Consider the following 16,934-nt stretch of genomic DNA (forward strand, 5'->3'; position numbering starts at 1 on the left):
TGACTCGCTCACAGGTCTCGACTGGCAAGGCCCAAGCGTCTCCGCCGTCGAGTGATAGGCGATGGACGTGCTGACGCGCCTCGTCGTGATGATCGGCCTGCTTGCGGTCGGCGTCGGGTTACGAACGGGCGGTATCCTGACGGCGACCCGCGTGGGCTGGCTCAACAGCGTCGCCTTCTACGTCGTCTTGCCGGCGCTGGTGTTCGACTCGACGCACGCCGAGCCCTTAGGCGAGATCGTCTCGGTACGACTACTTCTCGGCGTCGTCGTGCTCGTGGCCGTGACGGCGGCGATCGCGATGGTGGTTCACCGACGGCTCGAATCGGCCTCCGCGCGAGCCGCGGCGACGGTCCAGTCCTATCACACCAATCTGGGCTACATCGGCCTCCCGATCGTGGCGAGTGCGCTCGGCGACCAGGCGGCGGCGATCGGCAGCGTCGTCCTCGGGATCGGCGCGCTCGTCCAAATCCCGTTGACGGTCACGCTGCTTGTTCGGATCACCGGTGCTGGGACGAACGTCCGAGATGAAATCAAACGGCTGGTGACCAATCCTGTCCTGATCGCGTTGCTAATCGGACTCGCGGTCTCCCAGGCACCGTTCGCGGTGACTGGCCAGCCTGCCGAAGGCATTGGGTTGGTTGCCGAGGCGGCCCTGCCGATCGCGCTGCTCTGTGTGGGGGGCTCGATCGAACTCGAATCGATCGACTTCGATCGCTCGATCGTCGGGAGTGTTTTGGCACTGAAACTGCTCGTCATGCCCGCTGTCGCCTGGCTGGTCTTTTTCGCCATCGGGGCCACCCCCTGGGAACTCCGCACAGTCGTCGTCATGTTTGGGGCACCGGCGGCTGTCTCGACGTTCGTCTACGTCACCGAGATGGGTGGTGATCGCCGAGTAGCCTCCGTGAACGTCTTCCTCACGACAGTGGCCTCGGCAGTCACGCTTTCGGCGTTGATCACCCTTGTTCCGTGAGTCGCTCTCTTGCCGTCTCGACGGCCGAACATGTTCTGTCGTCGTGTCCATCTTTCTCAGTCGCTGGGAGCGGACGGTTTCCATTTATATGCATTCGCTTCGTTTTCCAACTGTATGTCAGACGACGTTGTCGACCTGTTGCGAAAGGCGTACCTGGATGAGATCGAGACTGCGATGAACTATCTTGCCAACGGGACATACCTAGCGACGGTCCGGGGCGAGATGGTCGCCGAATCCCTCAAAGAGGACGTCGACGAGGAGCTCCACCACGCCGAGGAGCTCGGCTACCGGCTCCGATACTATGGGGAAGTGCCGCCGGCATCGGCCGATTTCGAGGTCAATCAGGACTCACTCCAGCCCCCGGCCGAGAGCAGCGACGTGCTCACGGTTATCGACGGTGTCATCGAGGCCGAGGAAGACGCCATCGAGACCTACGAGGCGTTGATCGAGGCCGCCGAGGAAGCCAACGATCCCGTCACCGAAGATCTGGCGACGGAGCTGTTGGCAGACGAACAGGCTCACCGGGCGGAATTCCTCAGCTATCGGCAGGACTTCGCCTGAATCGACCTGCATCCATTACGAAATACTGTAAAGGGAAGATTTTACTCCAGAGAGTGGCTACCCGGTATCGGTGAATTCCGTGTCTATTGATCAAGCGCCTGACGGCGACCTTGCCGATCGAATAGAGTCCTATCGCCAGACGGCACCGGCAGTCCGCAAGGACATTATCGAGATGGTCTATGCAGCCCAGTCGGGTCATCCCGGCGGGTCGCTGTCGGCCGTCGAGGTTTTACTCTGGTTGTACAACGAGGAACTGAACGTCGATCCGGCGAATCCGGACGACCCGGACCGAGACAGACTCGTCTACAGCAAAGGCCACGCTTGCCCCGTGCTGTATGCACTGTTGGCTCGCTACGACTTCATCGATTGTGATCCCAACGAGGAGTTCCGTCGCCTGGGTGGGGAATTGCCGGGCCACTCCTCGCCGAAGGTCCCCGGCGTTGAGTTTCCGTCAGGATCGCTCGGCCAGGGCCTGTCCTATGCGAACGGGCAAGCACTGGGTGCCGACTATGACGACGACGATTTCGACGTCTATACCATCTTGGGCGACGGTGAAGTTCAGGAAGGGAATATCTGGGAAGCGGCGATGTCCGCCGGCGAGAAAGAATTAGATGTCGTCGCGATTGTCGATCGGAACAAGAAGCAAAACGATCTGCCCGTCGCCGAGACGATGGAGATCGACCCGCTGGCCGAAAAATTCGAGGCCTTCCGTTGGGACACCTGGGAAGTTGACGGCCACGACTTCGGCGAGATCGCCGCGGCCTTCGAAGAAATCAACGCCACGGACGGCCCGCGCCTGTTGATCGCCAATACGGTCAAGGGCCATCCGATCGACTTCATGGAAGCCCAGCCTAACGGCTATCACGCCGGTGCGATCACTGACGAGGAACTCGACGAGGCGATGGAAGAACTCGGATACAACGCAGCAGACACGGAGGTGGACCAATGAGCGAGAAGATTTCCACCCGGAACGGCTTCGGGAACGGATTGTTGCGCGAGGCTGAGGAGCGTGAGGACTTCATCGTCATGGACGCCGACCTGGCGAAATCCACCCGTGGCGGGTGGTTCCGTGACGAACTCCCCGAACGCTGGATCAACGTCGGCATCTCCGAGCAAGACCTCTTTGCTACCGCTGCAGGGATCGCCGAGACCGGCCATCCGGTCTTTGCGAATACGTTCGCCATCTTCTCAGAGCGTGGCTTCGAGCAAGTTCGCCAGCAGATCGCTCGGCCGAAACAAAACGTGACGGTCGTCGGCAGTCACGCCGGCGTCATCACCGGCGAGGACGGCCCAAGTGCCCAGACGATCGAAGATATTTCGGCCTATCGTGGCTTGCCGAACCTGCGTGTGATCTCGCCCGCCGACGCTGTCGAAGCAAACGCTTTGGTGACGGCGCTGGCTGACGACGACGAGCCCGCTTACCTCCGCCTTGCCCGGGAATCGATCCCTGTCATCCACGACGCCGAGGAGTACGAGCCGGAGATCGGCAAGGGCGAGGTTCTGCGTGACGGGTCGGACGTGACGCTGATGGCTCACGGCGCGATGGTCCATGTCGTCCAAGAAGCCGCCGAGATCCTGGCCGAGGATGGGATCGACGCTCGCGTGATCAATATGTCGACGATCAAGCCCTTAGACGAAGCGTTGGTCGTCGAATCTGCCGAGCAGACCGGTGCAGTTCTGACCGCCGAGGACCACAACGTCATCGGTGGGCTGGGTAGTGCTGTTGCGGAAGTGCTGGCCGAGCAACGGCCGACGCCGATGAAGCGTGTCGGCATCGAAGACGAGTTCGGGACATCCGGTAACGGACTCGATCTCTACGAGTACTACGGCTTCACCGGCGACGCGATCGCCGAACAGGCAAAAGAGCTGCTTGCCTAAATAGCGAAAGGCCTTTTTGTAGCAGTCGGCTAATAAATCGTATCCATGCGCACGTACATTGACTCTGCGTTCGTCGACGAGGTTCGAGAAGCTGACGAACTAGGGCTGGTCGACGGGGTAACGACGAATCCGTCGCTCGTCTCTTCGACCGATCGAGAGTATCGTGATATCATCGACGAGCTCGACGAGTTCGTTGAAGGACCGATCAGCGTCGAAGTGATCGCCACGGATTATGAGGACATGCTCGAAGAAGCCCGAGAGTACGACACCTGGGGCGACAATATCGCGGTCAAGTTGCCGATGACGCGCGACGGCATGCGAGCGCTCCGAACGCTCTACGATGAGGGCATCCAGACGAACATCACGCTCGTGTTCTCGGTCAACCAGGCCCTGATTGCAGCGAAGAACGGCGCAACGATGGTCTCGCCGTTCATCGGTCGCTTGGACGACAACGGCCACGACGGTGTCGGCCTCATCGAAGATATCCGGACGGTTTACGACAATTACGGCTTCGAGACGGACATCCTCGCGGCGTCGATTCGTAACCCGCGACACGTCCAAGAAGTCGCCAAAGCAGGCTCGGATATCGCAACGCTGCCGCCCGAGGTTGCCGACTCGATGTTCGATCACCCCCGCACCGACGGCGGCCTCGAAGCCTTCCTCGACGACTGGGGCGACCGCGAGAGTCCAGCACTGAAGTAACCCGCTCAGTTTTTCGGATTTGTCGCAGTTTCGACTCGCCATGTCGCAGTCACGATCTAATTGAGATGGCTGTTCTGGCTCCGTGAATCGGGAGCACTGGCGTCCGAACCTGAAATATGTGTGGCCAGTTACCATAGTCTTTTGATGCACGCCACCCAAGAAGTAACTGTGGTGACAGGTGAACTGGCGCAGATCGACGTTCTGCACGTCGACGACGAGCCGGATCTCGTGGCGCTGGTGGCTGATATGCTCGAGCGCGATAGTGATATCGCCGTCGAGACAGCCACGAGTGCAAGCGAGGGGCTCGATCGGCTTTCGGCCGGCCGGTTCGACTGTCTGGTCTCGGACTACGCGATGCCGGAGATGGACGGCATTGAGTTCCTCGAGACGGTTCGGGCAGCACATCCCAACCTCCCGTTCATCCTCTATACGGGGAAGGGGAGCGAAGAGGTGGCCAGCGAGGCAATTACCGCCGGGGCGACCGATTACCTCCAGAAGGGTGGAGGGACCGAACAGTACGATCTGCTCGAAAACCGGATCCACAACGCCGTTGCTCAATACCGGTCCGGGCAGCGGGCAGCGAAACTCGATCGGATCCGATCGCTCGCCAGCGACATCAACCAGATCCTCGTACGGGCAGACTCCCGGGCCGAGGTAGAGGCTCGTGTGTGTGAGCGAATCGTCGAGACTGATCTCTACGCGCTCGCGTGGATCGGCACCGTCGATGCTGAGACGAGCCGACTCGTCCCGCGGGAGGCGGCCGGAGAGGCAGAGGGGTATCTCGAAGAGATCACAGTCACGGCAGACGACAGCCCGACTGGACAGGGGCCTGCCGGGACTGCGGCCCGCGACCGGCACGTCGCTGTCTCGGAGAACATCGCGGCTGATCCGGCGCTCGATCGGTGGGTGCAAACAGTGACCGCATACGGGTTCGAGTCGATCGCGGCCGTCCCGTTGGAACACGGCGAGACGCTGGGCGGCGTGCTCACGCTGTATGCGGACCAGCCCCACCCCTTCGATGAGGACGAGCGCGACCTGCTCGCGGAACTCGGTGCTGACATCGGCCACGCGCTGCACTCACTGTCGATCGACGAACAGCGTCGGGAGGAGCGTGACCGCCGGGAGGCGCTGTTCGCGAACGCGCCCACGCCAGTGGCCGCCTCTCGCCCTCTACGTGATGACGACCAGCAGTACATTACGGACGTCAACGAGGCCTTCGAGGCGGTCTTCGGGTTCGACCGCGATGCCATCGTTGGCGAGGAAGTGTCTGACGTCCTCGTTCCCGACGCACATCATGACGAACACGTTGAGTTTCGTGAACGAACCGCCAAGGGAGAGGCCATCACCGAAAGCGTCGAACGGCGGACACGCGACGGGATCCGGGAGTTCATCATCCACATCATTCCGTTCGGGCTGGACGACGGCTCGCCCGATGGCAACTACGTCTGGTACACGGACGTTACGAACTGGAGCGAACGCGAGCGTGAGCTCCGGTCGTTCCGCCAGGCGGTCGAACATGTCGGCCACGCGGTCTACTGGACAGATCCCGAGGGCACCATCGAGTACGTCAATCCGGCGTTCGAGGCCCAATCCGGATATACAGCCGAAGACGCAATCGGCCGTGAGGCGTCGATCCTCAGATCCGGCGAACACGACGAAGCGTTCTACGCCACTCTCTGGGAGACAATCCTCGACGGCGAGACGTGGGACGGGCAACTCCTCAACGAACGTCGCGACGGGACGCGCTACGTCGTCGAGCAGACGATCACACCGGTCACCAACGACGAGGGTGAGATCGAGCGCTTCGTTGCGATCAACGTCGACGTTACCGACCGCAAAGAGCGCGAACGAGAACGCGACCAGGCCAATACGGTTTTGCGGACGATCGTCGAGAATCTGCCGGTGGGTGTCCTCGTCGAGGACGCTGACCGTAACGTTCTACTGGTCAACGAGCGGTTGCTCTCGCTCTTCGGTGCCCCGTCTTCGACTGACGCGTTGATCGGCCAGGACTGTACCCTGGCTGCCGAACATTTCAAGGCCGATTTCGCTGATCCCGAAGGGTTTATCGACGGGATCGACGAGCGGATCGCCGCCCGTGACCTCGTCGAAAACGAGCGATTCGAGCTCGTTGACGGACGCGTCCTCGAACGTGATTATGTCCCCTATACGCTACCCGACGGCGAGGCCAATCTCTGGTTGTACCGGGACGTCACCCAGCGGACGCGCAATGAACAGCGCCTAAAACAGCAAAACGACCGCCTCGACCAGTTCGCGGGCGTCGTCAGTCACGACCTCCGGAACCCATTGAACGTCGCCAGCAGCCGACTCGAACTCGCCATCGAACAGTGTGACAGTGTCCACCTCGAATACGCGGCGACGGCCGTCGAGCGAAGCATCTCGCTGATTGCGGACCTCCGGACGCTCACTGTCGAAGGGATGGCCGCAATCGAGACAGAACCCGTCGGACTCGCTCAGGCGGCTGCGGACAGTTGGCAAACGGTGATGACGGCTGAGGCGACTCTTTCCGTCGAGACTGATCAGACGATCGACACCGATCCGGGCCGGTTGAGACAGCTGCTCTCGAACCTCTTCTCGAACGCGATAACTCACGCTGGCGACGACGTTGCTGTCACAGTTGGAGCGCTCGAAAACGGCTTCTACGTCGCAGACGACGGCCCAGGCATCCCCGAAGAGAGCCACGAATCGGTGTTCGAACCGGGTCACTCCACAGTCGAAGACGGGACGGGCTTCGGGCTTGCGATCGTCGAGGCGATCGCCGACACTCACGACTGGCGTGTTCGAGTAACCGACGGAACGGACGGCGGCGCGCGCTTTGAGTTCACCGAAGTGGATGTGGTTGGGGAGTAATTTGCACCCGGCAATAGGTCACTCCGCCATGCCCCAGACGTCGTCGTCCCAGGAGCGAGCACGGTCGTCGTAGACTGGCTCGTCGCGATCGAGCTCGTCGATGCGAGCGTGATCCTCCGCTCCGAGCTCGAAGTCGAAGAGATCGATGTTCTGTTCGATATGGCCCCGAGAAGTCGAGCGCGGGAGGACAACGACGTCCTTCTCGATGGCCCACCGAAGGACGATCTGGGCCGGCGTTCGGTCGTACTTCTCGGCGAGTTTCTCGATTACGGGGTCATCGAGCACTTCGGTCCGAGCGAGAGGGGCTGCGGCCTCGACGACGATGTCGTTCTCTTGGCAATACTCGACGAGGTCGGGCCGCTGCAAGTAGGGGTGGAACTCGATCTGGTTGACGGCGATCGGAACCGAACTGACGTGCTGGGCCGCGCTGAGTTGATACAGATCGAAGTTCGACACACCGACGTTGCGGACGTGTCCCTCCGATTTCAGGGTCGCCATCGCGTCCATCGTCTCCCGGATGGAGATCGCCGGATTGGGCCAGTGGATCAGGTACAGATCCAGAAAGTCCGTCTGGAGGTCCACAAGGGTCGACTTCGCAGCCTCGATCACTGATTCGTAGTTGAGATGTTTCGGGAGAACTTTCGAGGTGAGAAAGACCTCTTGGCGGTCGTGCCCGGCGAGGGCCTCGCCCAGAGCTGCCTCGTTCATGTAGCCCTCGGCGGTGTCGATGTGCGTGTATCCAGTCTCCAGAGCGATCTCGACCGGCGCTTTGACGGCCTCGCGCTCCAACTCGTAGGTTCCTTTGCCGACGACTGGCAGTTCGTCACCGCTCGGCAGCGTGGTGGTCGGGACAGACATAGTCAGGCCCGATTTTTGATCGGGCTGGTCTTAACGTGCCCGCTCGATTGCGATGACCACCGGCCGATCCGGGTCACTGCTCAGCAACGACCGCACCGATTGCTCGAAGGTTCGAGCCGGGGTTCTTGGCAGTCGCGATCGCCGACGCCGCGTCGACGGTATCAACGCCTAGGTCGACCGCCCGGCGAACGTCCTTGGCGGATACGATACCCCTTCCGATCCGCACTGCTGCCTCGGGGGCGTTCGCGTCGCGCAGGTCGAGAACCGGCTCGGCTCGTTCGGGATGGGTACGCGTGAGCGGGGCTTGGCCCCCGATGTCGTCGGGGCGCTCAAACAGGATTGATCCGGCTCGAACGGGGCAACGGCCCGGCCGGTCTCAACGCTGTCGACACAGACAATCGTGTCGAGTCCCGCGTCCCGACAGCGCTCGACCTTCTGCTGGACGTCCGTGAGCGTATCTTGCTTCTCAGTGTGGTTGATCACGGCCCCCACTGCGCCCGCATCCGAAAGCGCTTCCGGGCGGACTCTCCCCGTGGCACGCCCTGGGCTGACGGGGTCGACCGACGGGGCGATGATCGGCAGCGTCGTCTCCCGTGACAGCAAACGAATGTCGGGGAGTTGGGGTGTGCGGGCGAATGTCCTGCCAGTCTCGGCGGCGATCCGCTCGATTGTCCTGGCCAGTTCGAGGCCTTCGAACCCATCTGTGCCGCGGTAGTCCTTGTAGCTGATTTGGCAATGTGGATACGGTAACCCCATCCTGCCGGGATTGCCGGGCGAGAGACACAACGGTTTCCACGGTACAGTGGGTCAAACCGGCGATCGACGGGTCGAACCGAAATGTCTTATTGCCTCTCCCGAGAAGAGTTCGATACATGATTACGGGTACGTCGACTGCGCAGGCAATCGCGACGGGTGTCTCGGATGAGCTAGACGAACCGCTGGTCGACTTCGAGGCCGATGGGACGGCCGTGACGGCTGACGGCGTGACGGTTGCCGGCGACGATCGGATCGTCGTGATTGGCTCGACGACCACTGCGCGGGCTCACCTCGAACTGATTGAACTCCAGGAACGAGCCAACGCCTTTGATCCGGACGAGGTTGTGACGGTACTCCCCTACCTGGGGTATTCTCGCCAGGATAAGCTGTTCGAACCGGGGCAAGCTATCTCGGCACGAGCGGTCGCACGCGCTATCAACGCAAGCACCGATCGGGTTTATTCGGTCAACCCGCACAATATCTCCGTGCTAGACTACTTCGATGTCCCCTCGGCACCCGTCGACGCCGCCCCGAAACTGGCCGAACCCCTGCCGGACGACCTTGCCGATCCCGTCTTCCTGGGACCCGACGAAGACGCTGAATGGCTCGCCAATTCTGTCCGAGACACTTACGGCGAGGGGTACGTCGACAACTTCGACAAGGTCCGCCACTCTGCGACGGACGTCGAGATGACGGCCGAGGACAAAGACTTCTCGGGCAGCGATATCGTGCTTGTCGACGATATGATCGCGACCGGCGGGACGATGAGCGAGGCAGTCAACATCCTCGACAATCAGGACACTGGTCGAGTCTACGTCACCTGCATCCACCCGCTGCTCGTCGGAAACGCGCTCAGTCGACTCCACCGCGCTGGCGTTCAGTCGCTGTGCGCTACCGACACGATCGATCGCTCGATTAGTCAGGTCAGCGCTGCCAAGCCAATCGCTGACGCGCTGGCGGAGTAAGCCGCTTCGGACGCATTCCTGTATATCGGCGCTCCGGTAGAAGATTGCTTACTCGGCGTCGATACCGATCGCCGCTCGGAGTTCCGACAAGGCCGCCGACGCGTCATCACGGCCGAACAGCGACGAGCCAATGACGAAGGTATCGGCCCCCGCCTTGGCACACTGTGGTCCCGTCTCAGCGTCGACGCCACCGTCGACTTCGATCTCGACGTCGCTGATTGCAGCGATTTTTTCGACTTTCTCGACGGTTTTGTGCATGAACGACTGCCCGCCGAACCCGGGTTGGACGGTCATCACCAGGGCCAGGTCGATGTCCTCCAGAAGCGGTTCGATCGTCTCGACTGGCGTGTCTGGATTGATCGCAACGCCTGCGTCCAAACCTGCGTCGTGTATCTGGTCGACGACGGCCGCTGTGTCCTCACAGGCTTCGGCGTGGACAGTTAGCCTGTCGGCTCCGGCCGCCTCGAACGTGTCGACATAGCGTTCGGGCTGTTCGATCATGAGATGGGTGTCGAAATAGACGTCCGTCCGAGATCGGAGCGACTCGATGACCGGCGGCCCAAAGGAGATGTTCGGCACGAAGTGGCCGTCCATGACGTCTAAGTGCAACAGTTCGACTGAGTCGACTGCTTCGACCTCGCCGGACAGGTCGGCGAAGTCGGCCGCGAGGATTGACGGTGCGATACGCATGGTGACTTGGGATTGAAATCGAGGCAGTAAAACGGTATCCATCGGGGCAGGGTCCGTCCGGCGCTGCATCGAATCCGGGCGCTTAAGTCACTCTGCGGGCTTACGCCGGACATGGAATTCTGCGACGACTGCGGCTCGATGATGAAGACCGAAGGCGACCGGTGGGTCTGTGGAAGTTGCGGTGCCGAAAAACCCCGCGAATCAGATGCAGAGAGCGGCATGGTCACGACCCAGGGCCAGGAAGAAGGCGAGATCGTCGACCTCAGCGAGAGCGAGGAGGACGCCCGGCCGACGACCGATATTCAGTGTCCGGAGTGTGACAATGACCGTGCGTTCTGGGAGCTGAAACAGATCCGGGCCGCCGACGAATCCGAAACGCGGTTCTTCACTTGCACCGAGTGCGACCACAAGTGGCGCGAAGACGACCACTGACCCGTGTCGGACGAAACGCCGGATATCGACGCCCGGTATCCGACCGTCCCACTCGACCGTCTCGAGGACAGTGGCTGGGCGCTTCGCGACGAGCGCCTCGAGGTTCGGGCCCGCATCATGGGCGTCACCGTCCACGCACACGAACGCCGCTACGAAGACGATGCGCTGCGCGAGCAGGTCCGAACTGCTGGCGGCCCGGATCACCTCTGGCGGCTCTTCTACGCGGCGCGGCTGACGTTCACCCCGTCGCTTCCCCCCGCATTCGGGCCGGCGATGGCGCTCCCGAAAGTCCGCAGCGCCGCTCGGGCGGAATTCGGCGATCAACTCCGCGAGGAAGGCTTGATCGACGTCGAGCAGGGTGAGGCGGTGGACATCGAGACCGAGTCGGGCACGCAAGCGAAACTGACGCGCTACGACGCAACGCTGCCGGTCGAGACGGACAACGGCAAACGCGAGGTGCCGATGGAAGGCTGGATCGGCATCTGGCACGACGACGCGATACTGGTGGCCGGTGGGCTCCATCCGGCGGTGTCGCTGGCTGACGTGCTGGACCTCCCAACCCTCGATGACGCACCGGACGACAATCGCCAGGAATTACGCTCGCTGATTCGCAGCGTCGAGTATTGATCACAAGCCGTCACGATTGAGGTCCGACAATACTCATAATTTGACTGTCACAAATGGACGATACATGCAATCGTCAGTTCGACTCCCAAACAAGCGCGGTGTGATATCGATCCTCGGTATCCTACTGCTGATTGTCGGTGCCATCTTTGGAACGTTCGTGATGGAGATGGGGGCCTCCCAGGGAGAGGCAAGCGTACCGCCACAGGCAGTGTTCGGCTTCGAATCCGACGACTCGGGTGCAGTCGTTATTACCCACGAAGGTGGTGACATGGTCCCCCGATCAGCGCTCGAAGTGCGGAGTCCCGGTACTGTCAGCGAGTGGCCGGACGACGAGATCGCCGCCGGGGATTCGATCACGGTTACCGAACTCGAAAGCGGCGATGCGATCCGGGTTGTCTGGGAATCACCTGACGGTGAGAAGGCGTCAGTTCTTGCAACCTACGACGTCCCGTGATCCGTTCGGCCGGTTCCCGTCCGCTCGTACGTCAGAAACGCTAGCTCGTCCGTTTCCCGCCGATCGATGACCGTCCAGTCGTCGGTATCCCGCTCGGGAAAGTACGTGTCGCCGTCGGGTGACTCGGGCACTTCGGTTACGACCAGCCGATCGGCGAGCGGGAGGAACTGCTTGTAGACCGTCGCGCCACCGGCGACGTACGCGACGTCTGCATCCCGTTCGGCTGCGCTCGCGATCGCGTCCGTGACACTCTCGGCCACGATGGTCGCTGTGTCGTCGTCCGCGTCCGTTTCGTCCGGCGAAAATCCCGACCGTGAGAGGACGACATTCGTCCGACCGGGCAGTGGGCCGCCCACTCGCTCGGCGATGGACTCGTAGGTGCGCCGGCCCATGATGACGGGGTGACCCATCGTTGTTTCCTTGAAATGCGCCAGGTCCTCGGGATAGTACCACGGGATTTCTCCGTCGGCACCGATAACACCGTTTTCGGCAACCGCGGCCAGGAGGACAATCGTCGGATCATCGGCGCGTTGCGGTGTCGCTCCCGCAGGGCTCTCGTCTTCCGACATAATCACTCCGCGACGGCGAATTCGAGCCCGGGTGCCGACTCGTACTCGCGGAGCTGGATGTCCTCGAAGTCCAGTGCAGCAAGCGGTTTCTCGGCCACGTCGATGGTCGGCCGTTCGCGAGGCTCGCGAGTCAGTTGTTCCAGGAGATTTGGCACGTGATCGGCGTTCTCAGTGCCGGGTTCCGGCGGCGCTTCGGACGCAATCCATGCTTTCACGTCGGCGTACTCGCTACGGTCCTCGACCGCGGCCACGCGATCGGCGAGTTCCGCACGGTTCTCGTCGTACCACTCGCCACGCTCGCCCTCGCCACAGTAGATGTGGGCGTCGACGACGGTGTGGGAGAACCGCCCTACTTCGAAGCCAGTCCGGTCGGCAACGATGTGAGCTAGCAGTGAGTAAGCGGCGATATTAAAGGGGATCCCCAGCGCGACGTCGCCCGAGCGCTGGGTCAGATGGACGTTCAACTGGTCGCCCTGGACGTTGAACACGAACGTGTAGTGACACGGTGGGAGCGTGCTCACGGCCGCGTTGGCGGGGTGCCAGGCGTTGACGACGAGCCGCCGGGACTGTGGGTTCTCCTGGAGTTGGTCCATGACGTACTGCAGTTGGTCGAAGGTCCCCTCGTCGTTCACCCAGCGGTGGCCCTCGTCGGGCCAGGACTCGCCCGGAAGACGCTCATCCCCCTCGGGGATCGGATAGCGCCGCCAAAACCGCCCGTAGGCGGTATCGAGGTGGCCTTCCTCGTCGGCCCAGTCGTCCCAGATGCCTGTCTCTTCTCGGAGAGTCCGGATGTGCTCCTCGCCCGAAAGGTACCACAGTACCTCGTGGAGCATCGAATTCCAGCGGAAGCCGTCCATCTGCTTGGTCGTGAGTAGCGGATAGCCCTCCTGGAGGTCGACATCGTAGCTGTACCCGAACGCCGCGAGCGTGTCGACGCCGGTCCGGTTGGGCTTGTACGTGCCCTCCGCCAAGACGTGTTCGACGAGATCGAGATACTGCTGCATCGTTGACGGAGTCACGCACCACGGAGGTTAATAGCTGGCTACTCCGATCCGCAGACCGCCGCGACACCGTTACGCTTGCGTGCAGACGAACACGGTCCGTTCGTCACCAGGGCCATAGCCATCGACGGCCTCGACTGCAAGACCCGCCTCATCGAGACCGTCGGCGATCGTGGCGTCATCGAACGGCGTCATCAAACGCGAATCGACGAAAAACTCGCCGTCGGGCGTGACCGTCATCGATCGCCAGTCGAGGCGGCCCTCACCGGTGGCAACGTGCTGGGAAATCCGTGCGTAATCCCCCTGGTCCGTGGTCCCAACGGCGAGCGCTGGGTGATTCCCATCAGGTGGGAGCGGGGAGTTGTCGAAGACGAGGGCGCCGCCCGCGGCCAGGCGCGTCTCGATGGCGTCGATTGCGGGCTGTAGATCCTGGGGCGGAAGGTGATTGAGGACACCACGGATCAGGACGATGACGTCGAACTCGCGCTCGACGGTGAGATCAGGGAGCGCTTCTCGTCGGAAGTCAGCGTCGCACTTTTCGCGGGCGACGTTGAGCATCCCGTCGTACTTGTCGATCGCCGTCACGTCGAACCCGGCGGCCACGAACCGCCTGGTGTGCTCGCCCGTCCCACAGCCGATCTCCAGCAGTCGCTCTCCGTCGACGTTGAAACGATCGAGGGCATCGGTGACGAACGACACGTCCCGGTCGTAGTCCCACTCGGACTGGATGGCGTCGTACAGTTCCGGGTGGTCGGTGTACAACCGTTCGGGCATGCCAAGGCCCGCTTTCGCCTGCTAGGAATTGGTTTCGATTCGGATTCGGGGCTGGCTTAGACTAGCCGCCCGAACGTCAGATAGCCCGTATGCCCGACGCCGGCGGTCGAGGGTCGCGAGCCACGCGAATCGAAGTCCATCTCGCGTTGGATCGTCTCTAAGGTCTCAATCTCGGATAGTCCGACCTCGCGGGCCGTCTCGACGACTGCCTTGGAGCTTTCGACGAACGGCGAGTAAACCGCCACGAACCCACCGTCAGCCAGCAGGTCGGGGGCATGCTCGACCAGCGCGGGGGCGTCGCCGGTATCAAGCGTCAACACGTCGAAAGGCGCGTCATCCTGGAGGGCGTCCAGGCGTTCGGTCGCATCACCCGTCCGCACGTCAACAGCGTCTGCAACACCAGCAAGCGCCATGTTCTCTCGAGCGACCTCGGCAAAGTCTCCGTCCTGCTCGTAGGTCACGACCGACGCGCCGGTTCGAGCCGCGTACGCCGCGAGGACGCCCGTCCCGGTGCCCACGTCCAGCACGCGATCGCCGCCAGCGATGCCAGTGTGACCGAGAATGAGGCCCACGTCCCGGGGCATCATCGGCGCGCCGGTCCGCTGGAAGTGCTCGAACAGATCCGGACCCCGCAACGCGCGCACCTCGAAGACGGTCCCGAGATGCGTCTCCAGCGTGTCGCCCGGTTGGGCGTCTTCGGGGATCTCCAGAACACCGAGATCGGTCTCTAAGGTCTCGCCACGTTCGCGGAGGTACTCCCGTCCCTCCCCGACGAGGAGAACGCTCACTCGAGGCTGGCGACCGCTGCCGCGAGGTCGCCGTCGGCCTCTTCTAAGGCCTCACGAGCCGTCGCTTCGTCGACGCCAGCCCGCTGGACGACGATATCGACGTCAGCCTGTGGGACCCCTGCGTCAACATCGTCGGCTGCCGTGTCGGCGTCCCCGCTCGCGCCGCCTTCGCGTTGCTCTGGTTCACCGACGACCTGGTAGGTCTTCTGGCCCTGTGCCTCCATCAGCTGGACCTCGGCGTCGTCGAAGACCAGATCGCCATCGGGCGTTTTGATGACGACCTCCTCAGCTTCGATGTCTTCCATGTCGATTCCCATCTGTTCCATCATCTGCTTCATTTTGCGAGGATTCAGGCCCCCGCCGCCGCCTCCGAACATACACTGGCGTCAGCTACGCGCAATAAAAAGCCTGGCGACGTCAGGTTCGATTGCCTGCCGGTCTCAGTCGTCGGCACCGTCCCGAACGGCGACAGCCATCCCGGTCTCGAAGTCCGCCATCGCTGTGGCCGGGAGTTCCGCGCGCCCGACCGCAAGCAGCGTGTCGTCCTCACGGACCACGAGCACCTCATCGGCTTCTCTGATTGCCGGATCGGCCGCGGTCACGAACTTTGCAAAGGCATTGCGACCGTCACGCACGTACGGATCACTTTCCTCGCCGACAACGACGCGGTTGCGTAACTCCTCGGTCGCGGCCGTGAGTCGCTGTCCCCCGGCGTAGCCAAGGGTGAATCGACCGTCCAGGCCCAGCGTGAGGAGCCGTCCGTCGGGGCCGTGAATCTGGCGCGGGCGACCCGATTTTGACCGGGAGATCGTTAGCTCCTCCCGATTGGCAAACAGTGCCCTGCCGGCACCGCTACCGAACTGATACTCCGCGATCCGCGAGAGACGACGCCATTCGTCCATCGACCGATGGTTGTCGATGCGACGATTTAACCGCTGCTATCAGCCACGGCAATCCAGACCGGGTAGTGCTCGATTTATGCGGCCGGGGGTGATATTGGCGCATATGGCTGTCGACTCACAGAAACAACTCCTGGGTTTCGGGTTACTGGCGGTTTCGAGCGTCGTTATTCTCGCTGGTGGCGTCACCGACGTCATTCCGGCGATGGCTGGCGCACCAGCCGCTCTGGGGCTGGCCGCGGGCGCACTACTCGTCGGCACGGCAGAGCAAGGCCGGCCAGTGTAAACAACCACTCACAGTAAGAAACGATTCGTATCCTCGCTCAGGTCCGTAAATGCCTCCGCGCGGTCGATCAACTCCTCTGAGGTCGATTCGCCGAACGCGAACACCTCTACTTTGACACCCTCGTGTCTGACGTGTGAGACCAGCCGGGAGAAGTCACCGTCACCGGTACACAACACGAGTGTATCGACGTGGGGGGCCAGCGATACCGCATCGAGGCTCATCCCTACGTCCCAGTCTGCCTTCTTCGACCCGTCCGCGAAGGTTTTGAGATCCTTGATCTTTGTCTCGAATCCGATATCGATCAGCGCCTCGAAGAACCGCTGCTCGTCGTCGGTGTCCGCCCGAATGACGTACGCGATTGCCCGCGTGAGTCGCCGGTCGTCGACCGCTGCCGACAGAAGCGACTCGTAGTCGATGTTCTGTGAGTATAGGCTCTGGGCCGTGTGATAGAGATTCTGGGAGTCCGCCAGTACGGCGACCCGCTGGTCTGGGTGGATATCCGTCATTGCTCACCCTCCGGCCGGTGGGCGCAAAGGGTTTGTGGCGACTGTCCCTGTCTGAGATGCCGGCCCATGCGTGCTATTAGATATCGTGGGAACCGTTACATTGATGAGGGAATATCGTGAACGTTCGGTGTGGTACACAATGTCGATGGGCTCTTTCGATGAGGAAGAACACGAGCGCCGTGAGCGAAAGAACAGTTCGGTCGACGCCAGTTTCGACGACGACCGGACGGTCTATCACGGCAGTGTAGAGTACGAGAGCGACGACTCGACGGAAGAGCTCCTCGAGACGTACAAGGAGATCCAGTCCGACTGATTTCGGTTCCCTCGTTATGACCCAGTGTACTGGACGA

The 16,934-nt window shown here is 62.0% G+C and carries 22 protein-coding genes; 12 read left to right on the forward strand and 10 right to left on the reverse strand.

Annotated elements, in window-relative coordinates:
• Positions 1 to 61: 61 nt before the first annotated feature.
• From HZR20_RS05835 to HZR20_RS05860, 6 genes are all read left to right on the forward strand, one after another.
• Positions 62 to 970: an AEC family transporter gene (locus tag HZR20_RS05835; RefSeq protein WP_181685646.1), complete on the forward strand. Its 909-nt coding sequence runs from the start codon at positions 62 to 64 to the stop codon at positions 968 to 970.
• Positions 971 to 1,084: 114 nt separating this feature from the next.
• Positions 1,085 to 1,531 carry a ferritin-like domain-containing protein gene (locus HZR20_RS05840; RefSeq protein WP_181685647.1) on the forward strand — a complete coding sequence of 149 codons (447 nt, stop codon included), beginning with the start codon at positions 1,085 to 1,087 and terminating at the stop codon, positions 1,529 to 1,531.
• Positions 1,532 to 1,601: 70 nt separating this feature from the next.
• A complete protein-coding gene (locus tag HZR20_RS05845; RefSeq protein WP_181685648.1) occupies positions 1,602 to 2,480 on the forward strand; it encodes a transketolase in 879 nt (292 codons plus the stop codon).
• Positions 2,477 to 3,409, forward strand: a complete 933-nt coding sequence (locus tag HZR20_RS05850; RefSeq protein WP_181685649.1) for a transketolase family protein — start codon at positions 2,477 to 2,479, stop codon at positions 3,407 to 3,409. Before HZR20_RS05845 ends, HZR20_RS05850 begins: the two co-directional genes overlap by 4 nt.
• Before the next feature lie 45 nt (positions 3,410 to 3,454).
• Complete coding sequence (gene fsa, locus HZR20_RS05855; protein ID WP_181685650.1) at positions 3,455 to 4,111, forward strand: fructose-6-phosphate aldolase; 657 nt, start codon at positions 3,455 to 3,457, stop codon at positions 4,109 to 4,111.
• 144 nt (positions 4,112 to 4,255) lie between these two features.
• Positions 4,256 to 6,979, forward strand: coding sequence for a PAS domain S-box protein (locus HZR20_RS05860; RefSeq protein ID WP_220132666.1), 2,724 nt, complete (start codon positions 4,256 to 4,258; stop codon positions 6,977 to 6,979).
• Between the two features lie 18 nt (positions 6,980 to 6,997).
• Here HZR20_RS05860 and HZR20_RS05865 read toward each other — a convergent pair whose 3' ends face one another.
• Together HZR20_RS05865 and HZR20_RS05870 are read right to left on the reverse strand one after the other, a co-directional pair.
• Positions 6,998 to 7,837, reverse strand: coding sequence for an aldo/keto reductase (locus tag HZR20_RS05865; RefSeq protein WP_181685651.1), 840 nt, complete (start codon positions 7,835 to 7,837; stop codon positions 6,998 to 7,000).
• 168 nt (positions 7,838 to 8,005) lie between these two features.
• Entirely contained in the window at positions 8,006 to 8,593 is a 588-nt protein-coding gene (locus HZR20_RS05870) for a triose-phosphate isomerase (RefSeq protein WP_258560367.1), read from the reverse strand.
• A gap of 116 nt (positions 8,594 to 8,709) precedes the next feature.
• On the opposite strand from HZR20_RS05870, the gene prs reads away from it, so the two are divergent.
• Positions 8,710 to 9,558 carry a ribose-phosphate diphosphokinase gene (prs, locus tag HZR20_RS05875; RefSeq protein WP_181685652.1) on the forward strand — a complete coding sequence of 283 codons (849 nt, stop codon included), beginning with the start codon at positions 8,710 to 8,712 and terminating at the stop codon, positions 9,556 to 9,558.
• Between the two features lie 48 nt (positions 9,559 to 9,606).
• Here the strand turns inward: prs and rpe are convergent, their stop codons facing one another.
• Entirely contained in the window at positions 9,607 to 10,248 is a 642-nt protein-coding gene (gene rpe / locus HZR20_RS05880; protein WP_181685653.1) for a ribulose-phosphate 3-epimerase, read from the reverse strand.
• A gap of 111 nt (positions 10,249 to 10,359) precedes the next feature.
• Between rpe and HZR20_RS05885 the strand changes: the two genes are divergently transcribed.
• The 3 genes from HZR20_RS05885 (at position 10,360) to HZR20_RS05895 (ending at position 11,761) form a co-directional block, all read left to right on the forward strand.
• Positions 10,360 to 10,680: a transcription factor S gene (locus HZR20_RS05885; protein WP_181685654.1), complete on the forward strand. Its 321-nt coding sequence runs from the start codon at positions 10,360 to 10,362 to the stop codon at positions 10,678 to 10,680.
• Between the two features lie 3 nt (positions 10,681 to 10,683).
• Positions 10,684 to 11,307, forward strand: coding sequence for a hypothetical protein (locus HZR20_RS05890; protein WP_181685655.1), 624 nt, complete (start codon positions 10,684 to 10,686; stop codon positions 11,305 to 11,307).
• A gap of 64 nt (positions 11,308 to 11,371) precedes the next feature.
• Positions 11,372 to 11,761, forward strand: coding sequence for a type IV pilin (locus HZR20_RS05895; protein WP_181685656.1), 390 nt, complete (start codon positions 11,372 to 11,374; stop codon positions 11,759 to 11,761).
• Here the strand turns inward: HZR20_RS05895 and HZR20_RS05900 are convergent.
• From HZR20_RS05900 to HZR20_RS05925, 6 genes are all read right to left on the reverse strand, one after another.
• Positions 11,746 to 12,330, reverse strand: a complete 585-nt coding sequence (locus HZR20_RS05900; protein ID WP_181685657.1) for a dihydrofolate reductase — start codon at positions 12,328 to 12,330, stop codon at positions 11,746 to 11,748. The two genes, HZR20_RS05895 and HZR20_RS05900, sit on opposite strands and share 16 nt — an antisense overlap.
• A gap of 2 nt (positions 12,331 to 12,332) precedes the next feature.
• The gene (gene thyA / locus HZR20_RS05905; RefSeq protein ID WP_181685658.1) at positions 12,333 to 13,334 is read right to left on the reverse strand and encodes a thymidylate synthase; all 1,002 of its coding nucleotides are present in this window, start codon (positions 13,332 to 13,334) and stop codon (positions 12,333 to 12,335) included.
• 69 nt (positions 13,335 to 13,403) lie between these two features.
• Positions 13,404 to 14,105, reverse strand: coding sequence for a class I SAM-dependent methyltransferase (locus tag HZR20_RS05910; RefSeq protein ID WP_181685659.1), 702 nt, complete (start codon positions 14,103 to 14,105; stop codon positions 13,404 to 13,406).
• 56 nt (positions 14,106 to 14,161) lie between these two features.
• On the reverse strand, positions 14,162 to 14,893 hold the full coding sequence (locus HZR20_RS05915) for a tRNA (adenine-N1)-methyltransferase (protein WP_181685660.1): 732 nt from the start codon (positions 14,891 to 14,893) through the stop codon (positions 14,162 to 14,164).
• Positions 14,890 to 15,270: a nascent polypeptide-associated complex protein gene (locus tag HZR20_RS05920; protein ID WP_181685661.1), complete on the reverse strand. Its 381-nt coding sequence runs from the start codon at positions 15,268 to 15,270 to the stop codon at positions 14,890 to 14,892. The genes HZR20_RS05915 and HZR20_RS05920 overlap by 4 nt, the downstream gene beginning before the upstream one ends.
• A gap of 63 nt (positions 15,271 to 15,333) precedes the next feature.
• Positions 15,334 to 15,795: a PUA domain-containing protein gene (locus HZR20_RS05925; protein ID WP_181685662.1), complete on the reverse strand. Its 462-nt coding sequence runs from the start codon at positions 15,793 to 15,795 to the stop codon at positions 15,334 to 15,336.
• A 103-nt stretch (positions 15,796 to 15,898) separates the two neighbouring features.
• Between HZR20_RS05925 and HZR20_RS05930 the strand changes: the two genes are divergently transcribed.
• Complete coding sequence (locus HZR20_RS05930) at positions 15,899 to 16,078, forward strand: hypothetical protein (RefSeq protein WP_181685663.1); 180 nt, start codon at positions 15,899 to 15,901, stop codon at positions 16,076 to 16,078.
• A gap of 8 nt (positions 16,079 to 16,086) precedes the next feature.
• On the opposite strand, the gene HZR20_RS05935 is transcribed toward HZR20_RS05930, so the two are convergent.
• Positions 16,087 to 16,584 (reverse strand): LabA-like NYN domain-containing protein, encoded by a 498-nt coding sequence (locus tag HZR20_RS05935; RefSeq protein ID WP_181685664.1) that lies wholly within the window; start codon positions 16,582 to 16,584, stop codon positions 16,087 to 16,089.
• A 139-nt stretch (positions 16,585 to 16,723) separates the two neighbouring features.
• On the opposite strand from HZR20_RS05935, the gene HZR20_RS05940 reads away from it, so the two are divergent.
• Positions 16,724 to 16,897 carry a DUF5786 family protein gene (locus HZR20_RS05940; protein ID WP_181685665.1) on the forward strand — a complete coding sequence of 58 codons (174 nt, stop codon included), beginning with the start codon at positions 16,724 to 16,726 and terminating at the stop codon, positions 16,895 to 16,897.
• The last annotated feature ends 37 nt before the right edge of the window (positions 16,898 to 16,934 follow it).

This window comes from Halorhabdus salina (assembly GCF_013839425.1).
GTDB lineage: Archaea > Halobacteriota > Halobacteria > Halobacteriales > Haloarculaceae > Halorhabdus > Halorhabdus salina.